The 20599-nt window shown below is 62.3% G+C and carries 17 protein-coding genes, 1 tRNA gene, 2 rRNA genes and 1 riboswitch (1 of these 21 running past the window's edge); of the genes, 17 read left to right on the plus strand and 3 right to left on the minus strand.

Translation table 11 applies throughout. From position 1 onward, the window contains the following. From I6L36_RS16275 to cbl, 9 genes are all read left to right on the plus strand, one after another. Nucleotides 1–932 (plus strand): 23S ribosomal RNA (locus I6L36_RS16275) (it extends 1958 nt beyond the left edge of the window). 83 nt (nt 933–1015) lie between these two features. Then, nucleotides 1016–1130, plus strand: a 5S ribosomal RNA gene (gene rrf / locus I6L36_RS16280). A 98-nt stretch (nt 1131–1228) separates the two neighbouring features. Further along, a tRNA-Asp gene (locus tag I6L36_RS16285) sits at nt 1229–1305 on the plus strand. A gap of 410 nt (nt 1306–1715) precedes the next feature. Next, nucleotides 1716–2717 (plus strand): sulfate ABC transporter substrate-binding protein, encoded by a 1002-nt coding sequence (locus I6L36_RS16290; protein ID WP_042864432.1) that lies wholly within the window; start codon nt 1716–1718, stop codon nt 2715–2717. Between the two features lie 39 nt (nt 2718–2756). Next, a complete protein-coding gene (locus tag I6L36_RS16295) occupies nt 2757–3332 on the plus strand; it encodes an alpha/beta hydrolase (protein ID WP_109112756.1) in 576 nt (191 codons plus the stop codon). 269 nt (nt 3333–3601) lie between these two features. Further along, nucleotides 3602–4441, plus strand: coding sequence for a sulfate ABC transporter permease subunit CysT (cysT, locus tag I6L36_RS16300; RefSeq protein ID WP_042864430.1), 840 nt, complete (start codon nt 3602–3604; stop codon nt 4439–4441). Further along, a complete protein-coding gene (gene cysW, locus I6L36_RS16305; protein ID WP_045523322.1) occupies nt 4438–5331 on the plus strand; it encodes a sulfate ABC transporter permease subunit CysW in 894 nt (297 codons plus the stop codon). Before cysT ends, cysW begins: the two co-directional genes overlap by 4 nt. A gap of 31 nt (nt 5332–5362) precedes the next feature. Then, nucleotides 5363–6430: a sulfate/molybdate ABC transporter ATP-binding protein gene (locus I6L36_RS16310; RefSeq protein ID WP_045523324.1), complete on the plus strand. Its 1068-nt coding sequence runs from the start codon at nt 5363–5365 to the stop codon at nt 6428–6430. Nucleotides 6431–6546: 116 nt separating this feature from the next. Continuing rightward, nucleotides 6547–7494, plus strand: coding sequence for an HTH-type transcriptional regulator Cbl (gene cbl, locus I6L36_RS16315; RefSeq protein ID WP_010672828.1), 948 nt, complete (start codon nt 6547–6549; stop codon nt 7492–7494). A 111-nt stretch (nt 7495–7605) separates the two neighbouring features. Here the strand turns inward: cbl and gbpA are convergent, their stop codons facing one another. After that, nucleotides 7606–9027, minus strand: coding sequence for an N-acetylglucosamine-binding protein GbpA (gene gbpA, locus I6L36_RS16320; RefSeq protein ID WP_109112757.1), 1422 nt, complete (start codon nt 9025–9027; stop codon nt 7606–7608). A gap of 60 nt (nt 9028–9087) precedes the next feature. Next, a riboswitch (cyclic di-GMP riboswitch) is annotated at nt 9088–9173 on the minus strand. A gap of 229 nt (nt 9174–9402) precedes the next feature. Next, nucleotides 9403–11082 (minus strand): methyl-accepting chemotaxis protein, encoded by a 1680-nt coding sequence (locus I6L36_RS16325; protein WP_052816313.1) that lies wholly within the window; start codon nt 11080–11082, stop codon nt 9403–9405. Nucleotides 11083–11377: 295 nt separating this feature from the next. Here I6L36_RS16325 and I6L36_RS16330 point away from each other — a divergent pair, with 295 nt between their 5' ends. From I6L36_RS16330 to I6L36_RS16360, 7 genes are all read left to right on the plus strand, one after another. Further along, nucleotides 11378–13228 (plus strand): M3 family metallopeptidase, encoded by a 1851-nt coding sequence (locus I6L36_RS16330; protein ID WP_109112758.1) that lies wholly within the window; start codon nt 11378–11380, stop codon nt 13226–13228. A 402-nt stretch (nt 13229–13630) separates the two neighbouring features. Continuing rightward, a complete protein-coding gene (locus tag I6L36_RS16335; protein ID WP_029313677.1) occupies nt 13631–14107 on the plus strand; it encodes a murein L,D-transpeptidase family protein in 477 nt (158 codons plus the stop codon). Nucleotides 14108–14228: 121 nt separating this feature from the next. Continuing rightward, nucleotides 14229–14942 (plus strand): AzlC family ABC transporter permease, encoded by a 714-nt coding sequence (locus I6L36_RS16340; RefSeq protein WP_109112891.1) that lies wholly within the window; start codon nt 14229–14231, stop codon nt 14940–14942. A gap of 2 nt (nt 14943–14944) precedes the next feature. Next, a complete protein-coding gene (locus I6L36_RS16345) occupies nt 14945–15280 on the plus strand; it encodes an AzlD domain-containing protein (RefSeq protein ID WP_049635961.1) in 336 nt (111 codons plus the stop codon). 122 nt (nt 15281–15402) lie between these two features. Next, nucleotides 15403–16929: a YjjI family glycine radical enzyme gene (locus I6L36_RS16350; RefSeq protein ID WP_124814337.1), complete on the plus strand. Its 1527-nt coding sequence runs from the start codon at nt 15403–15405 to the stop codon at nt 16927–16929. 37 nt (nt 16930–16966) lie between these two features. After that, complete coding sequence (locus tag I6L36_RS16355) at nt 16967–17815, plus strand: YjjW family glycine radical enzyme activase (protein WP_049635970.1); 849 nt, start codon at nt 16967–16969, stop codon at nt 17813–17815. A 117-nt stretch (nt 17816–17932) separates the two neighbouring features. Next, nucleotides 17933–18256: a DUF1820 family protein gene (locus I6L36_RS16360; RefSeq protein ID WP_010672837.1), complete on the plus strand. Its 324-nt coding sequence runs from the start codon at nt 17933–17935 to the stop codon at nt 18254–18256. Between the two features lie 16 nt (nt 18257–18272). Here I6L36_RS16360 and I6L36_RS16365 read toward each other — a convergent pair whose 3' ends face one another. Next, nucleotides 18273–19118 (minus strand): LysR family transcriptional regulator, encoded by an 846-nt coding sequence (locus tag I6L36_RS16365; protein ID WP_180907171.1) that lies wholly within the window; start codon nt 19116–19118, stop codon nt 18273–18275. A gap of 129 nt (nt 19119–19247) precedes the next feature. Between I6L36_RS16365 and I6L36_RS16370 the strand changes: the two genes are divergently transcribed. Further along, nucleotides 19248–20585: an IS4-like element ISAeme15 family transposase gene (locus I6L36_RS16370; protein WP_041205620.1), complete on the plus strand. Its 1338-nt coding sequence runs from the start codon at nt 19248–19250 to the stop codon at nt 20583–20585. Nucleotides 20586–20599: the final 14 nt, after the last annotated feature.

Raw genomic sequence — 20599 nt, forward strand, 5'->3', positions numbered from 1 at the left:
TGTAACCATGGCCATGCTGTCTCCACCCGAGACTCAGTGAAATCGAATTCGCCGTGAAGATGCGGTGTACCCGCGGCTAGACGGAAAGACCCCGTGAACCTTTACTACAGCTTGGCACTGAACATTGAACCTACATGTGTAGGATAGGTGGGAGGCTTTGAAGGCGTGACGCCAGTTGCGCTGGAGCCGTCCTTGAAATACCACCCTTGTATGTTTGATGTTCTAACGCAGGGCCCTGAATCGGGCTCGCGGACAGTGCCTGGTGGGTAGTTTGACTGGGGCGGTCTCCTCCCAAAGAGTAACGGAGGAGCACGAAGGTTGGCTAATCCTGGTCGGACATCAGGAGGTTAGTGCAATGGCATAAGCCAGCTTAACTGCGAGACGGACAGGTCGAGCAGGTACGAAAGTAGGTCATAGTGATCCGGTGGTTCTGAATGGAAGGGCCATCGCTCAACGGATAAAAGGTACTCCGGGGATAACAGGCTGATACCGCCCAAGAGTTCATATCGACGGCGGTGTTTGGCACCTCGATGTCGGCTCATCACATCCTGGGGCTGAAGTCGGTCCCAAGGGTATGGCTGTTCGCCATTTAAAGTGGTACGCGAGCTGGGTTCAGAACGTCGTGAGACAGTTCGGTCCCTATCTGCCGTGGGCGTTGGATGATTGAAGGGAGTTGCTCCTAGTACGAGAGGACCGGAGTGAACGAACCTCTGGTGTTCGGGTTGTCACGCCAGTGGCACTGCCCGGTAGCTAAGTTCGGAATCGATAACCGCTGAAAGCATCTAAGCGGGAAGCGAGCCCTGAGATGAGTCATCCCTGACCCCTTGAGGGTCCTAAAGGGCCGTTGGAGACCACAACGTTGATAGGTGGGGTGTGTAAGCGTAGCGATACGTTGAGCTAACCCATACTAATTACCCGTGAGGCTTAACCATACAACACCCAAGAAGTGTTCTAAGGCTTGTAGCAGATACCGAGAACGAACAACAAAATCAGCTTTCTTAGATTGAAGAATTTGCCTGGCGGCAATAGCGCAGTGGAACCACCTGACCCCATGCCGAACTCAGAAGTGAAACGCTGTAGCGCCGATGGTAGTGTGGCATTCGCCATGCGAGAGTAGGACACTGCCAGGCACCCAATTAAACGGTGACGTGAAAAATCACGTTACTGGCTGCGAGGATGACACCTCACAAACAAGCAGCAAAAGATTTAGCGAAAGCTAACCGAATGCGGAGCGGTAGTTCAGTCGGTTAGAATACCGGCCTGTCACGCCGGGGGTCGCGGGTTCGAGTCCCGTCCGCTCCGCCACTAAATTGAAAGGCCTTCCCTGACGGGAAGGCCTTTTTGTTTTCTGGCATCTGGGTACGAGCTCAGGGAACAAGAGGCAACCGGCGGATCTGAATCGCCACTTGTCACGGACAACCCGCCTCTTCCCCCCTGTGGTGATTGCGTGTCTGGCATTGTCCCTTTACCCAGGGCTTACCCTTCGCTCTGGTTTACCTTTGTTCCTCCATCTTTTCCCAACCCGGCCAATCGACCGGGCTTTGTCGTGTCTGGAGATGAGCATCGCAAGCACGCGAATACGCTCTGGCCGAGAGTGCCAGAGGACCATCGGGAGCTCATATGCGGATAAGAGATAAGCAAAGCGCTTTTTCTTTCTTCATGGAATATGCATAAGCGGGCATGCTGTACTCAACCCAACGATATGGAGTATCACCATGAAACTGCGAATGACCGCTCTCACCGTTCTCTCCCTGCTGGCTCTCGGTCAGGTCCAGGCCGCCGAGGTGCGTCTGCTGAATGTCTCCTATGACCCGACGCGGGAGCTGTTCCAGGAGTACAACAGTGCCTTTGCCAAGGAGTGGAAGGCCAAAACCGGCGACGATGTGGTGGTGAGCCAGTCACACGGTGGCTCAGGCAAACAGGCTCGTGCCGTGGTGGACGGACTGGAGGCTGACGTGGTCTCCCTGGCGCTGGCCTATGACGTCGATGCGGTGGCCAAGGCAGGTCTCACCGCCAGCGACTGGGAAGGGCGTTTGGCCAACAATGCCTCTCCCTATACCTCCACCATCGTCTTCCTGGTGCGCAAGGGGAATCCCAAGCAGATCAAGGATTGGGGCGACCTGGTGCGCAAGGATGTCGCCATCATCACCCCCAACCCCAAGACCTCCGGCGGTGCGCGCTGGAATTATCTGGCTGCCTGGGGCTATGCCCTGAAGAAAAGCGGCACTGAAGAGGGCGCCAAACAGTTTGTCAGCGATCTGTTCAAGAATGTGAAGGTGCTGGACTCCGGGGCACGTGGCGCCACCACCAGCTTCATCGAACGCGGGCTCGGGGATGTGTTGCTGGCCTGGGAAAATGAAGCGTTGCTGGTGCTCAATCAGCCGGGCACCAGCGACAAGTTCGAACTGGTGGTGCCCTCGGTCTCCATCCTGGCCGAGCCGCCGGTAGCCGTTGTGGACAAGGTAGCCAAGAAGCATGGTACCGAGGCCGTCTCTAAGGCTTACCTCGAGTATCTCTACTCCGACGAAGGGCAGCGCATCATCGCCAAATACCACTATCGTCCGAGCAATCCGGCGATCCTGAAGGAGACAGCGGCCCAGTTCCCCAACCTGACGCTCTTCACTGTCAAGGATCTGGAAGGAGATTGGGACAAGGCACAGAAGAAGCACTTCGCCCAGGGCGGATCGTTTGACCAGATTTACCAACCGGGCCGCTAAGAGACACAGGCCCCTGTGACAACAGATAGGAGTACCACGATGAACAAGGTCCTTCTGGTTCCCGGTCTGCACAACAGTGGGCCGGATCACTGGCAGAGCCGCTGGCACCAGCAATTTCCCCAGTGGCAGAGAATGATGGGTCTGCCCTGGGACAAGCCGGATCTAACGGTCTGGAGCGCCAAGCTGGCGAGCAAGCTCAGGAGCCGGCGCAGCCGGGTCCACCTGGTCGCTCACTCCTTCGGCGCTCTGACGGCCATCGCTGCCGCCAGACTGCAACCAGACAAGGTTTCTTCCATCTTCATCGTTGCCCCTGCCGATCCTGCCCGTTTCGGTATCCCGGATGAGGTGTTGGCGGGGTCCATCAAGGTCTCTGCCCAGTTGATCGCCAGCCGCAATGACCCCTGGATGAGTTTCGAGCGGGCAGAGTTCTGGAGCCGGCAGTGGCAGGTGCCCTTGTTCGATGCGGGGGAGGTGGGCCATATCAATGCCCAGTCCGGCCATGGGGAGTGGCACCAGGGGCTCGCTTTGCTCGGCACCCTATACCGCCGTGCCGAAATGGTGGTGGAGCCTGCTCCTGCCGAGTGGGGCAAGCAGGCCGCACTCAGTTTTAGATGAGGGACCCTCGGATTGTCTCGGCACGATTTCCAGACGGGCTGGCAACTTGGCCAGCGTGACTGACTTTGCATGTTCCCGGTTTTACCGCTCCGTCTTTTAGGTCTTTTATTTATATAAAAGACCTTTTTTTATGCTTATCGCTCTAAAAGCCTTGTTCCACCATTGTTAGATAAAAAAGTGCTTAGCAAAGGCATTATTGGTGTTTGTTGTCCCTGGCCGCCGTGAGCAAAATCGTCACATCCAAAGTATTTATAACAAACGGATGTGTTATGCGATTCAGTTCTTATTCCGTCCTGCCAGGCCTGGGGCCAACGCTGGGCTTCAGTCTGCTCTATCTGGGCATACTGGTGCTGCTGCCGCTCTCGGCACTGGTGCTGTTTGCGGTCAACAACCTGAGTGCCGCCGAGTTCTGGCAGGTGATCGGCTCCCCCCGGGTGCTCGCCTCCTTTCGCCTGAGCTTTGGCGCCGCCTTCATTGCCGCCCTGCTCAACAGTCTGTTCGGTCTGATACTGGCCTGGGTACTGGTGCGCTATACCTTCCCCGGCCGCAGACTGGTGGATGCGCTGATCGACCTGCCCTTTGCCATGCCGACTGCCGTCTCCGGCATCGCCCTGTGCGCCATCTTTGCCCCCAACGGCTGGATTGGCCAATGGGTCGCTCCGCTGGGCATCGAGCTTGCCTACAACCCCATAGGGGTGGTCATTGCCCTGACCTTTATCGGGCTGCCCTTTGTGGTGCGTACCCTGCAGCCGGTGCTGCGGGAAGCGGAGAGCGAGCAAGAGGAGGCGGCCGCGAGCCTGGGTGCCAACCGCTGGCAGACCTTCATCCGGGTACTGTGGCCGACCCTGGTACCTGCGCTGCTCACCGGTTTTGCCCTAGCGTTTGCTCGCGGCGTGGGGGAGTACGGCTCTGTCATCTTCATTGCCGGGAACCTCCCCATGGTGTCCGAGATTGCCCCCCTCATGATCATGAGTCACCTGGAGGAGTATGACTACGCCGGTGCATCGGCCATTGCGTCCGTCATGCTGCTCATTTCCTTTGTGCTGCTGTTGCTCATCAACAAGTTGCAAGCCTGGAGCTGGGCTCGCATCGGAGGAAGCCGTATATGAACGCCTCTACTGCACATCTCGATCAGGCCCAGGAGTCCGTTCCGGCCACCCCGGCGCGTCATCCCCCGGTGACCCATGAACCGGTCTGGGTCAAATGGCTGCTGGTCACAGTCGGTCTGGGCTGGTTTGCCGCCTTGCTGCTGTTGCCGCTGGCCACCGTCTTCATCCAGGCGCTGAGCCCGGGTCTGGCCTTCTTCTGGCACGCCATCAGCGAGCCGGATGCCCTGAGCGCCCTGGGGCTGACCGCCCTGGTGACGCTCTGCTCGGTGCCCCTGAACCTGCTGTTCGGGCTGGCCGCCGCCTGGGCCATCGCCCGGTTCCGCTTTCCTGGCCGGCAACTGCTTATCACCCTCATCGATCTGCCGTTCTCGGTCTCGCCGGTCATCGCGGGCTTGATGTTCGTGCTGCTGTTCGGCAGTCGCGGCTGGTTTGGCGAGTGGCTCAGCGAGCACGACATCAAGATCATTTTCGCTACCCCGGGGATAATCCTGGCGACCACCTTCATCACTGTGCCCTTCGTGGTGCGCGAGCTGTTGCCCCAGATGGAGGCGCGGGGCCCGGAGGAAGAGGAGGCCGCCATCATGCTGGGGGCGAGCGGGTTGCAGATGTTCTGGCGGGTGACCCTGCCCGGCATTCGCTGGAGCCTGATGTATGGCCTGCTGCTCTGTACCGCCCGGGCGGTGGGGGAGTTTGGCGCTGTCTCCGTGGTTTCCGGCCACATTCGCGGCCAGACCAACACGCTGCCGCTGCACATCGAGATCCTTTACAACGAGTACCAGACCGGTGCCGCCTTCGCGGTGGCCAGCCTGCTGGCGCTGTTCGGGATCTTCACCCTGCTGGGTGAGACCCTGCTGGCCAGGCTGCGCGGCCAACCGACCCAGTCCCATTGATCCCGAATTAACGGTTATAGGAGAGGCATTCATGAGCATTCAGGTTCAAGGGCTCAACAAGCATTTCAATCAGTACGCGGCGCTGGCCGACATCAACCTCGATTTTCACGACGGTGAGCTGGTCGCCCTGCTCGGCCCCTCCGGCTGCGGCAAGACCACCTTGCTGCGGATCATCGCCGGGCTGGAGCAGGCGGACAATGGCAGCGTCATCATCCGCGGTGAGGATGCCTCGGATCTCCATGTGCGCGAGCGCAACGTTGGCTTCGTGTTCCAGCACTACGCCCTGTTTCGCCACATGACGGTGTTCGAGAACGTGGCCTTTGGCCTGAGGGTCAAGCCGCGCAGCGAACGCCCGGACGAGGCGGCCATCCGCACCCGGGTCAAGGAGCTGCTGGATCTGGTGCAGCTCAGCCACGTCGCGGCACGCTACCCGACCCAGCTCTCCGGTGGTCAGCGCCAGCGGGTCGCCCTGGCCCGGGCCCTGGCGGTGCAGCCCAAGGTGCTGCTGCTGGACGAGCCTTTCGGCGCCCTCGATGCCCAGGTGCGCAAGGAGCTGCGCCGCTGGCTGCGTGAGCTTCACGACGAGCTGCATGTCACCAGTCTGTTCGTGACCCACGATCAGGAAGAGGCCCTGGAGGTGGCGGATCGGGTGGTGCTGATGAACGCCGGCAAGGTAGAGCAGATTGGCACCCCTGCCGAAGTGTATGATCAGCCCGCCAGTGCCTTCGTGCACAGCTTCCTTGGCAGCGTGAACCTGTTTCGTGGCAGGGTGGCCGGGCAGGGGCTCGGCATCGGTGAACAGCAACTGGGTGGCCCCATCCCCTCCCATCTGGCAGAAGGGAGTGCGGCCATTGCCTATGTGCGCCCCCACGAGCTGGAGATCCTGCCCTCGGATGCCCCCGGTGGCATTCGCGCCACCATTACCCGCCTGCTGCCCATGGGGCCGCGCATCCGGGTGGAACTGCGTGGCGATGGGGAGACGGGAGGCGCCCACTACGAGGCCGAACTGAGCAAGGAGGCCGCCCGCGCTTTTGCTCCCGGCCAGGGGGTGCGCCTGGTGGCCAGGCAGGCACAGCTCTATCCCGACTACCAGATCTGAGGGCAAGCCGCGAGGTGCTGCCCTCTGTCAGGCTTGCTGCCGGGCCATGATCCCGGCAATCCATAACAAGAGGACGGTGGCACGAGCCACCGCCACTCAGCGCAGGAGGCGATGAGGTGAACTTTCAGCAATTGCGAATCATTCGGGAGGCGGCACGACGGGATTACAACCTGACCGACGTGGCCAATGCCCTCTTTACTTCCCAGTCCGGGGTCAGCCGCCACATTCGCGAGTTGGAGGAGGAGCTGGGGCTCGCCCTTTTCATTCGCTATGGCAAGCGTCTGCTCGGTATGACCGAGCCGGGCAAGGAGTTGCTGGTGATCGCCGAGCGTATCCTGGGGGATGCCGACAACATCCGCAAACTGGCGAGCACCTTTGCCAATCGCGACTCGGGCCGGCTGCTCATCGCGACCACTCATACCCAGGCCCGTTATGCCCTGCCGAGGGTAGTGAAGGCGTTTCGGGAGCAATTTCCCCTGGTACAGCTGGAGCTGCGTCAGGGGAGCCCGGAGGAGATAGTGCGGCTGGTGCAGACCGGTGAGGTGGACATCGGCATCAGCAGCGAGCAGCTCGACAAGAGCGAAGGGGTGGTGGCCTTTCCCTACTACCGCTGGCACCACAATATCGTCGTGCCGGAGCAGCACCCCCTCACCGCCGAGCGGGAGCTGACCCTGGCCGCTCTGGCCCACTGGCCCATCGTCACCTATCAGGCCGGCCTCACCGGTCGGGCACGGGTGGATGATGCCTTTGCCGAGGCGGGCATAGTGCCGCAGATCCTGCTGACCGCCCAGGACTCCGACGTCATCAAGACCTATGTCGAGTTGGAGATGGGGGTGGGCATACTGGCGGACATGGCGTTCGATTCCCAGCGGGACAAGGGACTGGTGCAACTGGACGGCAGTCGGTTGTTTGCGCCGCACACCGCCTGGATCGGCCTCAAGCAGGGGCAGTTCCAGCACAACTTTGCCTGGCAGTTCATCCAGCTCTGCAACCCCGAGCTGGCGCTGGCGGAGATCCAGGCCCGTGCCATGAGCAACGAGCCCCTGCTCGATTACCAGATTTGAACCGAGGGGTGGATGAAAAACGGGGAGCCATGGGCTCCCCGTTTGTTTGATGTTGACCTGATCTGGCACGGGAAACGCCGAGCGGGTTCTCGCCAGGTCGGAGACGTCCCATCACTGCGCTGTCCAGGCCTCCTGCCAGTGGGAGCCTACGCCCGGTTCATACTGGGTGGCCGTGCTCGCCCACTGGCTGCACCAGCCGCTGTAGGGGAAGGGTTTGCACTGATAGACCTTGCCGTTCTTCGGCTGCAGCACCCGGGTTCCGGCGGTGTAGGACTTGAGGCCGTCCGGGAAGGTGAACTGGTAATCGCCCCCGCTTGCCGGATCCTTGAACATGAGGTCCAGGGTCTGCTGCACCGCGTCACCACCGGCCTTGGGTTTGCCCTCGATCACCAGCTGATGGTGGCCTGCACTCAAGCCGGTCAGCGCCATGGAGAAACTCTGGCTGCCGTCCTTGATGTCGGCACTGCTCTGTCCCCTGGCGACACCGCCGTGGTCATAGAGGGTGTTGGTGATGGCGAGATCCCCCTGGGCCGTGACGGTGAAAGTCAGGGTGAGCTTGCCGTTGTCGAGCGTGTAGTCGCTCGCCAGACCGCTCACGCTGATCCCGTTCTCCACCGGGGGCTGCTGTTGCTCAAGCTGGATCTCGACCCGTTGCAGGTTGCTGCCAGCCTTGAGGTAGACCGGGTTCTGGCCATAGACGGGGTTGAACTGGCCGTCCGTGCCTTGCTGGCCCGCACGGATCTGGCTCTGCTCGGCGTTGATCTTGCTCGCCAGGGCGTGGGCCCAGTTGTTCTTCTGGCCCTGCCCGGCGCTGGCGATGGTCAGCTCGGTCTGGAGATCGGTGCGCTCGCCATTGGCATCGAACACCCGGGTTCTGGCTTTGTCACCCGCCACCAGGTCGATGGAGGGATAGATGGTCCCTCCCTGGCTCCAGGTCAGCGGGGGCTGGGTGCCATCCTTGAACCGGGCGTCGATCAGGTTGTAGAAGCTGTTGGCGGTATCCCCTACCTCCCACACCCCGAGAATGACCTGATAACCGGTACGTGCGGGCAGGGTGCACTGATGGGTCACCTGTTTGGGGGGCTGCACCATGTTGCCCTCGATGACGCAGAAGGGATTGAGATCGAACGCATCCCGGGTGAGGGGCTGGTTCGGGTTCCAGTCCTGCTTGGTGAGGTAGTAGCGCCAGTTGCGGGTCACGTGGTTGGCAGTGAAGGTCCAGCTGATGGCGAAGGGACCGGCCTGCACCTCACGTTTGGTCCAGCGATCGAGGGTCTGGGTGTTGAGCTCGCCGAATTGGGGGTGACCGGCCGAGGCTATCTGGCCGTCGGCGGGGCCGCCATCGGGGAAGCCGGAGGGGGCTTCCAGGCTCTGGGGTTCCCACTGGATGGCGCCACACTGGCTGTTGCCCCCTGTCTTGCACAGGTAGTTGCGCCCTTCGGGCTGGCTGATGTAGCCGTGAGCGAGCACGCCGCCACTGGCCAGCAGCGTCAGTGCAGCCGCGAGATGGGTGAGTCGGATATTTGCTGCCATACATTCCTCTGTTCGGTGATGTGGGCAGTCACGTTGGCAGGGGAGTTCCCCGAAACACGGTGCTGCAACCCCGCTATCCTGGACAGCTTGTCTTTAGACCGGAGGCTTTGCGTCCTGGCCTTTCAACCAGTTTGCCAAATGACTACAGAAAGGATCATGGTGCCGCCTGTGGCGACCACTCATCATGACTATATTTTGTTAAAAAATTAAGTGTAAAAATTGACAGTGCCATCTCATCGGAGCAGCGCATCAGCTGCAGATCACTCCATCGGGATCTGCGCGCTGGTTCAGTGCGAGAGGGTGGCCCGGGAGAGGCTCCAGTGGCCATGACAGGTAAGGAGCCCCTGCAAGCCTGGCAGGGGCTCACGGGGCCACTCAGTGGCGGGGTTGCATGCCTGCTCGGGAAGAGGACGCCTGGGTCGGTCGCATCATCCTGTCCTGGGCTTGGGCGTTGTCCAGCTTGAACACCGCCAGTCGCTCGTCGAGGCTTCGGGAGAGACCGGCCAGCAGTTCGCTCTCCTGGGCCAACTGGGAGGCCGCCTGGGACATCTCTAGTGCCGAGTCGTTGATGCCGCTGACGTTGCGGTTCATGTCTTCCGCCACCATGCTCTGCTGCTCCGCCGCCGTGGCGATCTGGGTCGCCATGTCACTCACGTGCTGGATGTGATTGACGATGAGGGAGAGATCCTGCCCCGCCTTCTCGGACTGGTTGACGCTGCTCTCCGCCAGCTTGCGGCTGGCGTCCATGGCGTTGGCGGCGGTGACAGCCCGTTGCTGCAACTGGGTGATGGTACCCTGGATCTCCTCGGTGGAGTGGCGGGTGCGACTGGCCAGCTGGCGCACCTCGTCGGCCACCACGGCGAAGCCACGACCCTGCTCGCCAGCCCGGGCCGCCTCGATGGCGGCGTTGAGGGCCAGCAGGTTGGTCTGCTCCGAGATGGCGCTGATGACCGCCGTCACCTCGCTTATCTGCATCACTCCCTCCTTGAGCTGGTTGACCTGCGAGGTGGCCTGATCCACCTCGGTGGCCAGCGCCTGGATGCCGTGCACGCTGGCATGGACATCCTGGTTGCCGAGCCCGGCCTCGCTGGTGGCATCCTGGGTGTCGCGGGCCGTATTCTCGGCGTGACCCGCCACGTCGGCGATGGTGGCGCTCATCTCGTTCATGGCGGTGGCGAGCTGGGCGAGCTGATCCCGCTGACTGTTGACCGCCTGGTTGGTCTGTTCGGCGGAGGCTGCGATGCGCAGGGCGGCATCCGCCACGTTGCGGGCCCCCTGGCTTGCCTCCAGCAGGGCGCGGCGGATGGCATCCAGCCCCTGGTTGGTGGAGCTGGCGACGGCGCCGAGCTCATCTCTGCCCAGCACCGGGATGCTGACCACCAGATCGCCAGCTGCGACCCGGGCCATGGCCTTGTTGATCTCGGCCAGGGGATTGACGATGGAGCGGCTGATGGCGAGTCCCAGCAGCCCCATCAACAGGATCACCAGCAAGGTGGCGCCACCCATCCACTCATATTGGGACCACATGGTGGCCTCAATGTCCTGCAACAACACACCGGAGCCCAGGATCCAGCCCCAGGGCTGGTAGCCCGTCACCAGCGACATCTTCTGGGCCGCCTCGCCGGACGGGGAGACCCACTGATACTCCAGCCTGCCCTGGTGGCCGCCCTTGCCGAGATCCACCATGTGCTGCCAGTGGGACTCGGCAGGGTTGTTGCCCATCTGCTGGCCGACCAGCTCGGGTTTGGCGGGATGCACCACCACCCGACGATCTTCATCCAGCACGAACAGGTAGTTGTCCCCGTCAAAGCGCATGCTGTCGAGCATGGCCTTGGCCTGTGCCTTGGCCTGCTCCGGGGGGAGGGTGGCGGCCAGGGCCTGGATCCGGCTCATGGCCAGGTCCAGCACCGCCTGCAGCCTGGCTTCCCGTTCACTCATCAGATTGCGGTGCAGGGCACTGGCCGAGATGAGCAGCAGTGCGATGAAGCCGACCAGGGCCAGTGAGAGCAGCAGCATCAGTTTGCGACTCACGGCAATATCACCGAGCTTGAACATAGTCTTATCCTTACTTTCCCATGCGGGTCTGATTGTGGCCGTTCTAGCGGCCGGACCTGATTATTGTTGTTTTTAACATCCCATTAACTTTCAATGGGTTGCGATGAAAAACAGCCAATTGAGCAGTTTGACAACCAGTATAGCCAGCAGACAGAAACCCTCGCTTTTGATAGCGTGATGGCGCGCATCCCGGCGCACAATTTGTCTGCTCCATTTGCAAGAAGTGTGAATGGGTTGGCATTTCACCAAAAAGGAGTGGGCGCCCCCGTGGTTGTCCCATAACAAGAGGGAAGTTATGAGTTCCATTGCCAGGAATTATCTCAACCAGCTCAATGCCGATTACCTGCAGGTGCACAGACGCAAGGAGGACCTGTTCTGGTCCACCTACATGGGCACCAGCGACGATCAGGCAGGCTTCACCGCGGCCGAACAGGCCTACAAGGCGTTCTGTGCCGATCCTGCCCGCCTGCCCGTGCTGCGGGAGATGCATGCCCAGGCCGAAGAGGCGGATCTCAGGAGCGGCCTGGGGGGCTGGATCGCCTTCTTCGAGTGCAACGTCATCGAAGATCCCGCTGCCTCCGCCCTGATGGACGAGCTGGTGGCCGCCGAGGCGGATCTCTTCGCCCGTCGCAAGGGGCTGAAGCTCACCTTGCTGGATGAGCAGGGCCGCCAGGTCCCCGGCAGCCTGCCCGCCGCCAGCACGGCGCTGGCCGCCAGCAGCGACGAGGCGGTGCGCCAGAGCGCGCTCGCCATGTTCCACACCCTGGAGCAGTGGGTGGTCGACAACGGCTATCTTGACATCGTCGCGCTGCGCAACCGCTTCGCCCGTGCCATGGGTTATCGCGACTACTTCGATTACAAGGTGCACAAGAACGAGCAGATGAGCCCGGAGCAGCTGTTTGCCATTCTCGACGACTTCATCGCCCGTACCGATGCCCGCTTGCACCAGAGTCTGGCGGAGCTGAAAGCGGCCAAGGGGGACGCAGCCCTGCTGCCCCAGAACCTGCGCTACAGCGTGAGCGGCGACGTGACCCGCCAGCTCGACCCTTACGTGCCCTTCTCCCGGGCGCTGAAGGATTGGGTCGAGAGCTTCCGCCGGCTCGGCATCCAGTATCGCGGTGCCACCCTCACCCTGGATCTGCTGACCCGGGAGGGAAAATACGAGAACGGCTTCTGTCATGGCCCGGTGCCGAGCTTCTGGCAGGAAGGGGAGTGGGTGCCGGCGGTGGTCAATTTCACCAGCCTGGCCAATCCGGCCCAGGTGGGCAGCGGCTGGAGCGGGCTCAACACCTTGTTCCATGAGGGCGGCCACGCGGCGCACTTTGCCAACGTCACCGGCAACGCCCCCTGCTTCTCCCAGGAGTTTCCGCCCACCTCCATGGCCTATGCCGAGACCCAGTCCATGTTCTGCGACAGCCTGCTGGACGACGCGGACTGGCTCAAGCGCTACGCCAGAAACGCGGCGGGAGAACCCATCCCCGATGCGCTTATCCAGGCCATGATTGAAGCGCGCCAGCCATTTCGCGCCTTCAACGAGCGCCAGATTGCGCTGGTGGCCTACTTCGAGCGGGATCTCTACGCCATGGCAGAGAGCGAGCGCACCCCGGCCACCGTGCTGGCCCTGGCCCGCAGATGGGAGCGCAAGATCCTGGGGGTGGATAGCCCGCGCCCGCTGCTGGCCATCCCGCACCTTCTGAACCAGGAGTCGGCCTGCGCCTATCACGGCTATCTGCTGGCACTGATGGCGGTGGAGCAGACCCGCGCCTATTTCCTGAGGCGCGACGGCTACCTCACCGACAACCCGCGCATCGGGCCGGATCTGGCCGCCCACTACTGGGGGCCGGGCAACGGCATGACCCATGACGAGACGCTGCAGAGCCTCACCGGCGAGGGTTTCAGCGCGGTGCCGCTGGCCGAGGCGTGCAACCGGAGCTCCGCCGAGGCGTGGCAACAGGCACAGACGTGCATGGCGGCGGCGCGGCAGCGCCCACCGGCAGGGGAGGGGACGCCCCTCGACGCCCATATCCGGGTGGTGCACGGGGCCGAGCTTATCGCCGACAACAGCGAGTCCGAGGCGCGCATGCTGGCAGAGTTCGAGGCCTGGATCCGGCGCCTTGAGACCGCCGAACCAGTGACCCAGGCCTGAGCCCGGTGTTGCACAGTCAAAAGAGCCCCATCAGGGGCTCTTTTCTTGTGCGTTGAGATGGCCTGACCCCATGGTGCCAGCCGGGGATTGGCGGGTGGACAGGCTCAAGTGTCACTGGCGGCGGCGCTGCCCGCTGGTTTTTCTCCCTGCGCCATCTTCCTGGCCTTGACGACCTGCGCTGAGGTGCCCGGTTGCAGGCAAGAGACGACGCCCAGCCCTTGGCAGGGCCTCTGCATGGCGGGTTGACGGCCATTTCCCCCTGCTGGCCACAGATATGTTTCTCCCGATATATTGAGTATTCACGGCGATCCCATATCATGGCGCTCGCTCGCCACCAGAGAGTGGCGACATTCAGATGATTTGCTAACAAGAGAGCCCAGAAGGCTCGCAGAGGGATGGATAGTGAGAGCCGTATTGCTGTGTTTGCTGGGGCTGTGGCCCGCGTTGAGTTTTGCCACTCTGTCCGCCGATATGGTGGTGGTGAAGAAGTCGAGTTACAGCCTGACCCTGATGAAGGATGGCAAGGAAGTGAAGCGCTACTGGATTGCCCTGGGCCCGGCTCCCAAAGGACACAAGCAGCGTGAGGGGGATCAGCGTACCCCGGAAGGTCGCTATACCCTGGACTACAAGAAGAGCAACTCCGGTTTCTACAAGGCCATTCACATCAACTACCCGAATCTGGACGACATCAAGCGCGCCAACGAGCTGGGTGTGAACCCGGGCGGCATGATCATGATCCACGGCCAGCGCAACAGTCTGGGGGATCGCAGGGTGCAGCCGTCCAACTGGACCAATGGCTGCATCGCGGTGCTGAACCACGAGATGGACGAGATCTGGAACGCCATCGAGCCAGGCACCCCCATCATCATCGAGCCCTGATCCCGCCTGCCAACGCCCGCTCTCATGCGGGCGTTGCATTTGTTGCAGACCATGACGTGACACTGCCTCCTGCGCCGTGCTAGTTTTTCCGGTTCGCATTGGCTGTGACAAGGATGATCCCATGATGTCGGAAACCCGCCTCCCTGTGCCCGAGCGCACGGGGGCGCTCTGGTGGCGCGCCACCCTGGATATGCTCCCGCTCTCCATTTCCGTCATCCCTTGGGGAATACTGTGCGGCGCCCTGGCGCTTCAGGCGGGTATGAGCCCGCTCCAGGCACAGCTGATGTCGCTGCTGGTCTATGCGGGGGCGGCCCAGCTCTCGGCCACCACCTTGTTTGGGGCGGGGACGCCGCTGCTGCCCATCATGGGCTCCACCATGGTGATCACCTCCCAGCATCTGCTCTATGGCTTCACCTTCCGGCGCGACGTGCTGCCGCTCTCCCTGCGCTGGCGGGCCAGCCTCGCCTTCTTCCTGACCGACGAGATGTTTGCGGTGGCGCTGAAAGAGAGGGAGCGCAGCGGCGCCTTCAATCCCGCCTATGCGCTCATCGCGGGCTTTGTCTTCTATCTGTTCTGGAACCTGGCGACCCTGCTCGGCATCGCCGCCGGCCAGTACATCGAGGGGCTGGACAAGATGGGGCTCGATTTTGCCATCGCCGCCACCTTTATCGCCATGACGCTCCCCGCCATGAAGAACCTGCCCATGGTGGCGGCCACTCTGGTGAGCGGCGGGACGGCGCTCGTCACCAAGCCGCTGCTGGCGGAGATCCACATCATCGTCTCGGCCCTGGCCGGCATGGTGGTGGGCTATGTGCTGCACCGGATGAGGAGGTGATCATGGGCTGGCTGATGATAGGGCTGCTGGCTCTGATCACTTTCTTCAACCGTTTTGCCTTCTTCTCGCGGTTGACCCGCTATCAGCCGGGGGCCGAAATGGGGGCTTTCCTCAGCTTCTCGGCCCAGTCGGTGCTGACCGCCATCTGGCTGCCCATCGTCTTCAGCTATGAGCCCGGCCGCGGGCTGGACTGGGATCCGGACTACCTGGCCGCCACCCTGCTGGTGACGGTGTTGACCCTGCTGCGCCTGCCTACCCTGGTGGTGGTGGTCGTCGGCATGGGGGGCTTCTTCCTGCTGCGCTGGCTGGGGGGCGTGGCCCTGTTCTGGCCCTGGTGAAGGATGTGCCGTGATCCTGCATGGCGGATGTCTTGATGGGATATCCGCCCTGTTGGGAATGTCACTTCAAAAAAGGCCTCTCAAGTGTGAGGATTTTGGTTCCACCCGCCACGGAGTGAACCATGTCCTTCACCGAAACCTGCCAGCGCATCGTGCGCGACCCCCTGCTGTCACCGGCCCAGAAGAGCCACGCCCTGGCGCTCGCCGCCGAAAACGCGTTGCCTTACCCCGAGTTGCCTGCCGCCGTGCAGGATGCCATGGCACAAGGGGTGCTGTGCGACATGTTCGAGGGACACGCTCCCCACAAACCGCGCTATGTGCTGCCGGATTACGAGCGGTTTCTGCGCCAGGGCTCGGCCTGGCTGGAGCTGGCGCCCCCCCTGGACTTCGACGAGGCCCTCGATGCCCTGCGCATCCTCTACCACCACGTGCCCTCCGTCACCGGCATGCCGGTCTGGCTGGGGCGCCTCGATCACCTGCTGCTGCCCTTCGTCGGTGAGCTGGATGATGAAACGCTCCATCGCAAGCTGAAGGCCTTCTGGATCTATCTGGATCGGGTGCTGCCGGATGCCTTCATGCACGTCAACATCGGCCCCGACGACAACCGGATCTGCCGGCTGATCCTGCGCATCGACAGGGAACTCCAGCAGGTGGCGCCGAATCTCAGTCTGTTCCACGACCCGGTGCAGACCCCGGACAACCTGTTGCTGCAAGGGGTCGAGAACATCTCGGCCTGCAGCAAGCCCCACATCGTCAACTATCCGCTGCACAGGGACACCTTCGACGAACGTGGCTTTGGCATCGTCAGTTGCTACAACGCCCTGCCCCTGGGGGGCGGTGCCAATACCCTGGTGCGGCTTTCCCTCAAGGGCGTGGCCGGGCAGAGCGCAGGGGTTGAGGATTTCATGGCGCGCACACTGCCTCACTACTGCGAGCAGGCCTCGCGGCTCATCGAGGCGCGCGCCGCCTTCCTGCACCGGGAGTCGGGTTTCTTCGACAGCTTCCTGGTGGAAGAGGGGCTGATCGAGGAGACGCGCTTCGTCCCCATGTTCGGCATCTTTGGCATGGCGGAGGCGGTGAACCTGCTGATGGAGAAGGGAGGCTTGCCGTGGCGCTATGGCCATGACGATGAGGCCAACCAGCTTGGCTATCGCATCTCGGCCCGCCTCTCCGAGTGGGTGGCCAGGAGGGGCCAGACCCATGCCTGGGGCGGCCGTGCCCTGCTCCACTCCCAGGGGGGACTCAGCGTGGACAGGGGCGTGACCCCGGGGGTACGGATCCCCTATGGCGAGGAGCCGGATCCCGCCAGTCACCTGCTGGCCCTGGCGCCCCACCACGGCTTTTATCACTCCGGGATCAGCGAGATCCTGACCCTGGATCCCACCATACGCCAGAACCCGCAGGCGCTGCTGCAACTCTGCAAGGGGGCCTTCGCCCTCGGTATGCGCGAATTCAGTGCCAACGTGGCGGACAGCGATCTGGTGCGGGTGACCGGCTACATGATCCGCAAGCGCGATGTGGCCCGCTTCGCGGCAGAAGGCTCGCGGCTGCAGACCACCTGCCTCGGCGCCGAGGCGAGCGAGCTGACCGGGATCCGCCAGCGGGCACCGCGGGTGGTGGCTATCGAGACCCTCTTGAATGAGCACTGAGAACGGCATGCAGAAGGGGGCCGAGCTCAGGGCGATGGTGAGCCGCTGGCTGCCCTTCTCCTGCGTGGACGGCCCCGGCAACCGGCTGGTGCTGTTTTTGCAGGGCTGCAACTTCCGCTGCCCCGGCTGCCACAACCCCCACACCATGGGGTTGTGCGATCACTGCGGTGACTGCGTGCCCGGTTGCCCGGGCAGAGCCCTGGCGATGCAGGAGGGGCGGGTGAGCTGGCAAGCCGAGCTTTGTACCCACTGCGACCGTTGCCTCGATGTCTGCCCTCGCCACGCCAGCCCCAAGACGCGCCAGATGTCGGTGGCCGAGGTGCTGGCCCTGCTGCGCCGCTATGGCCCGCTGCTCACCGGCGTCACCGTCTCCGGCGGGGAGGCGACCACCCAGTTGCCGTTCGTGATCGCCCTGTTCACGGCCATCAAGGCTGCGCCGGATCTGGCCCGTCTCACCTGCCTGCTCGACAGCAACGGATCCCTGGGAGAAACGGGTTGGCAGCGGCTGTTGCCGGTGCTGGACGGCGCCATGATAGACCTCAAGGGGTGGCGCGAGCCTGTGCATCTGGCCCTGACCGGGTGGGGCCGCGAGCGGGTGCTGGCATCGCTGCAACTGCTGGCGCAGGCGGGCAAGCTGGCGGAGGTGCGGCTGTTGCTGGTGCCGGGGCGGAGCGATTTTCTCGATGCCACCGGCGCGCTGGAGGAGGCGTTGACGACCTTTTTGCTGTCGCTGGGGCCCGTGCCCATCCGCCTCAACGGCTTTCGCCACCACGGGGTGCGAGGGGAGGCGCTGTCATGGCCAGAAGCCGGGTCGGCTGACCTGACAGTGCTGGCCAACGCATTGAAGGCCAAGGGGTTTGGGTCGGTGATGCTGCCTGCGATCTGAGCTCTGCAGCACGTCGGGATGCTGAGACCCGATATGACGCAACTGTGAACTCTGTCTATAGGGGCTGTCCGAGGGGACGGCTAGAATGGGCAAACCGTCCATCACCAACAGATACCCATGAGTGAATCCAACGCCCTTTATCGAGTGCAGTTCATTTGTCACAGCGAGCGTTACGAAGTCTATGTAAGAGAGGTGAATCAGGGCCAGCTGTTCGGCTTCATCGAGATCGCCCACTTCGTGTGGGACAACCACACGGCGCTCATCGTCGACCCCAGCCACGAGAAGCTGAAGAGCGAATTTGCCGACGTCACACGCACCCTTATTCCCATGCACCACGTGCTGCGGGTCGATCAGGTGCGCAAGCAGGGGGCCGCCCGCATCACCGAACTGGGCAACAACGTCACCTCTTTCCCAGGCCCCATCTATACCAAGAAGCCCTGAGTCCTGCCGCCAGGCATCATTGTGGGGCGTCCAGCTCCCGGGCCAGTTGCAGGATGCGCTGACGGAACCAGCGCAGGGCGGGATCTTCCCCCAGGGGGCCATACCACACCAGGCTGTGGGTCACGGCGCCGTAATCGAAGGGGACAGGGCGGCTCACCAACCCCTGGGTACAAGCCCGGGTAGCCCAGCCCTTCACGGCCGTGAGAATGAGATCGCTCTGGCGCAGCAGGGCGGCGGCGCTGCCAAAATCCGGCAGGGTGGCCCCCAGTCTGCGCCGTACCTGGCGCTGGGCCAGACTCTGCTCGAAGAAGGGATCGGCCAGCTCCTGATCGCGAATGGCGATGTGGCGCCAGCTCAGGTAGGCATCGAGATCCCAGGGGCGCATCAACGCCGGATGATCCGCGCGCATCAGGCAGACCAGCTCGTCCTCCCGCAAGGTTTCCCAGACGAGGCCGGACTGATTGACCCCGGGCTGGCTCTGATCGTGGGGCAGGATCACGAAGTCGAGCTTGCCCGCCGCCAGAGCAGCCAGTCCCTGCTCGTCCTTGTTACGCACGACGGGCATCAGCCCCGGCACCTCCTGCATCAACTGACCCAGTACGGCCCCCATGGGCCAGATCATGCTGCTCTCCCGCATCGCCAGGTTCAGCTCCCCCTGCCAGTTGGCAGGGGCAAATCCTTCCTGGCTGGTGAGGCCGTTGAGCTCCCCCAGCAGTTCGCGCAACTGGTTGAGGGTCTTGCTGACAGTGGAGGGGGTGGTGCAGAGGCGCTCGGCGCTGCGGGTGACACTGCGGGTGTCGAGCAGCAGATGCAGGGTCACCAGGTGGCGACCGCCGAGGCGGGAGAGGGCAATGAGATCCATCACGGTTCCACGGGCAAGGGGACAAATGAAAAGCCCCGCCTGAGCGGCAATGCTGATCAGTTAAGGATCCATTGACCGATCCTTCTGCTGTAGGACAATCCGGAACCAATCACTAGTTCCGGATTTTTTATGTCTATTGCAAACGATCTGAACGATGTTGTTGAGGCATCTGGCGACATGCTGGCTCGGCTGGCCATTTTTGCCGACCATATTCCCGACGAATGGATTACTGCCGCTGCCGCCTTGTCTGAAAAGGCCACTATCCGCCGACGCCGCTTACCTTCTGATATGGTCTTGTGGCTCGTCGTGGGGATGGCCTTTTTCCGCAATGAGCCCATCTCCGAGGTCGCTCGGCGCCTCAACATCTGTGCAGAAGGGTTGGCCAATGATGCCTTGCTCGCGGACAGTGCCCTGTCTCAGGCCCGTCAGCGACTCGGCAAACAGCCGCTCGAGTGGCTGTTCAAACAGTGCGCCGATGTGTGGGGGCGGGAACGTTATCCTGAAGACCATTGGCACGGTTTACAGGTCTTTGCCATCGATGGGGCCCTGTTCCGAACCCAGGATATGCCTGAACTCAGAGCACATTTCGGCTCGGGTAACACCTCAACCAACCGGCAGACACCCTACCCGATGCTGCGGTTGGTCACGCTCATGAATGTCCGCTCGCATGTCATTGCCAACGCGGCCATCAGCCCGTACCGCAAAGGGGAAATCCCCCTGGCCAGCGAGTTCATTCACTCATTGCCGGACAAGTCAGTGACCCTGCTGGATAAAGGCTTCTTCGGTGCCGACCTGTTGCTGCGTATTCAGGCCGAAGACACCGACCGTCACTGGCTCATCCCGGAACGCAAGGGGCTGGTATACACGGAACTTGAGCGCTATGGCGACGGTGACCGTCTGTTGCAAATGACGGTCTCGCCTCAGGCTAGCAAGAAAAACCCGGCGTTGCCGACACACTGGCAAGTTCGCGCAGTGACCTATGAGGTGGCAGGCAAGGAGAAAACGGTCTTTACCTCCCTGCCCGTGGCGCGATTCAGTGCAGCTCAGGTGGCGACCCTGTACCACGAGCGCTGGGAAATCGAGCTGGGATACCGGGATATCAAAAGCGCGATGCAGCACAACGCCATCACGCTGAGAAGCAAGAAAGTGGACTTGGTCTATCAGGAGCTGTGGGGATTGCTGCTTGGATACAATCTGGTCAGGCGGGAGGCCAGCCAGGCCGCCGTAGCCCATCAGCGAGCGCCCAATGAGGTGAGCTTTAAGTTTGCCTGTCAGTTCATCGCGAACCAGATGGCAGTGATGGCGGGCGCGTTATCGCCAGCCCATACGCCACGGAGGTTGGCGGAGTTGCGGGGCTGCATAGGCGTCATGTTCATAGAAAAACGCCCCAGGCCATCGAGACCCAGGGCGGTGAAGATATCAAAGACCCGTTTTCCGGTAAATCGCAATGCGGCTCCGCTTAAGTGAACAGCATTGCGCCT

This window comes from Aeromonas sp. FDAARGOS 1406 (genome assembly GCF_019048565.1).
Lineage (GTDB): Bacteria > Pseudomonadota > Gammaproteobacteria > Enterobacterales > Aeromonadaceae > Aeromonas > Aeromonas caviae.

What these genes read in the sequence shown, in the direction of transcription:
- I6L36_RS16350 (WP_124814337.1), top strand. Translation starts at nt 15,403, where the DNA reads ATGTCCTTCACCGAAACCTGCCAGCGCATCGTGCGCGACCCCCTGCTG.
- I6L36_RS16340 (WP_109112891.1), top strand. Translation starts at nt 14,229, where the DNA reads ATGATGTCGGAAACCCGCCTCCCTGTGCCCGAGCGCACGGGGGCGCTC.
- cysW (WP_045523322.1), top strand. Translation starts at nt 4,438, where the DNA reads ATGAACGCCTCTACTGCACATCTCGATCAGGCCCAGGAGTCCGTTCCG.
- I6L36_RS16330 (WP_109112758.1), top strand. Translation starts at nt 11,378, where the DNA reads ATGAGTTCCATTGCCAGGAATTATCTCAACCAGCTCAATGCCGATTAC.
- I6L36_RS16325 (WP_052816313.1), bottom strand. Translation starts at nt 11,082, where the DNA reads ATGTTCAAGCTCGGTGATATTGCCGTGAGTCGCAAACTGATGCTGCTG.
- I6L36_RS16370 (WP_041205620.1), top strand. Translation starts at nt 19,248, where the DNA reads ATGTCTATTGCAAACGATCTGAACGATGTTGTTGAGGCATCTGGCGAC.
- I6L36_RS16360 (WP_010672837.1), top strand. Translation starts at nt 17,933, where the DNA reads ATGAGTGAATCCAACGCCCTTTATCGAGTGCAGTTCATTTGTCACAGC.
- I6L36_RS16290 (WP_042864432.1), top strand. Translation starts at nt 1,716, where the DNA reads ATGAAACTGCGAATGACCGCTCTCACCGTTCTCTCCCTGCTGGCTCTC.
- I6L36_RS16295 (WP_109112756.1), top strand. Translation starts at nt 2,757, where the DNA reads ATGAACAAGGTCCTTCTGGTTCCCGGTCTGCACAACAGTGGGCCGGAT.
- I6L36_RS16345 (WP_049635961.1), top strand. Translation starts at nt 14,945, where the DNA reads ATGGGCTGGCTGATGATAGGGCTGCTGGCTCTGATCACTTTCTTCAAC.
- gbpA (WP_109112757.1), bottom strand. Translation starts at nt 9,027, where the DNA reads ATGGCAGCAAATATCCGACTCACCCATCTCGCGGCTGCACTGACGCTG.
- cysT (WP_042864430.1), top strand. Translation starts at nt 3,602, where the DNA reads ATGCGATTCAGTTCTTATTCCGTCCTGCCAGGCCTGGGGCCAACGCTG.
- I6L36_RS16365 (WP_180907171.1), bottom strand. Translation starts at nt 19,118, where the DNA reads ATGGATCTCATTGCCCTCTCCCGCCTCGGCGGTCGCCACCTGGTGACC.
- I6L36_RS16310 (WP_045523324.1), top strand. Translation starts at nt 5,363, where the DNA reads ATGAGCATTCAGGTTCAAGGGCTCAACAAGCATTTCAATCAGTACGCG.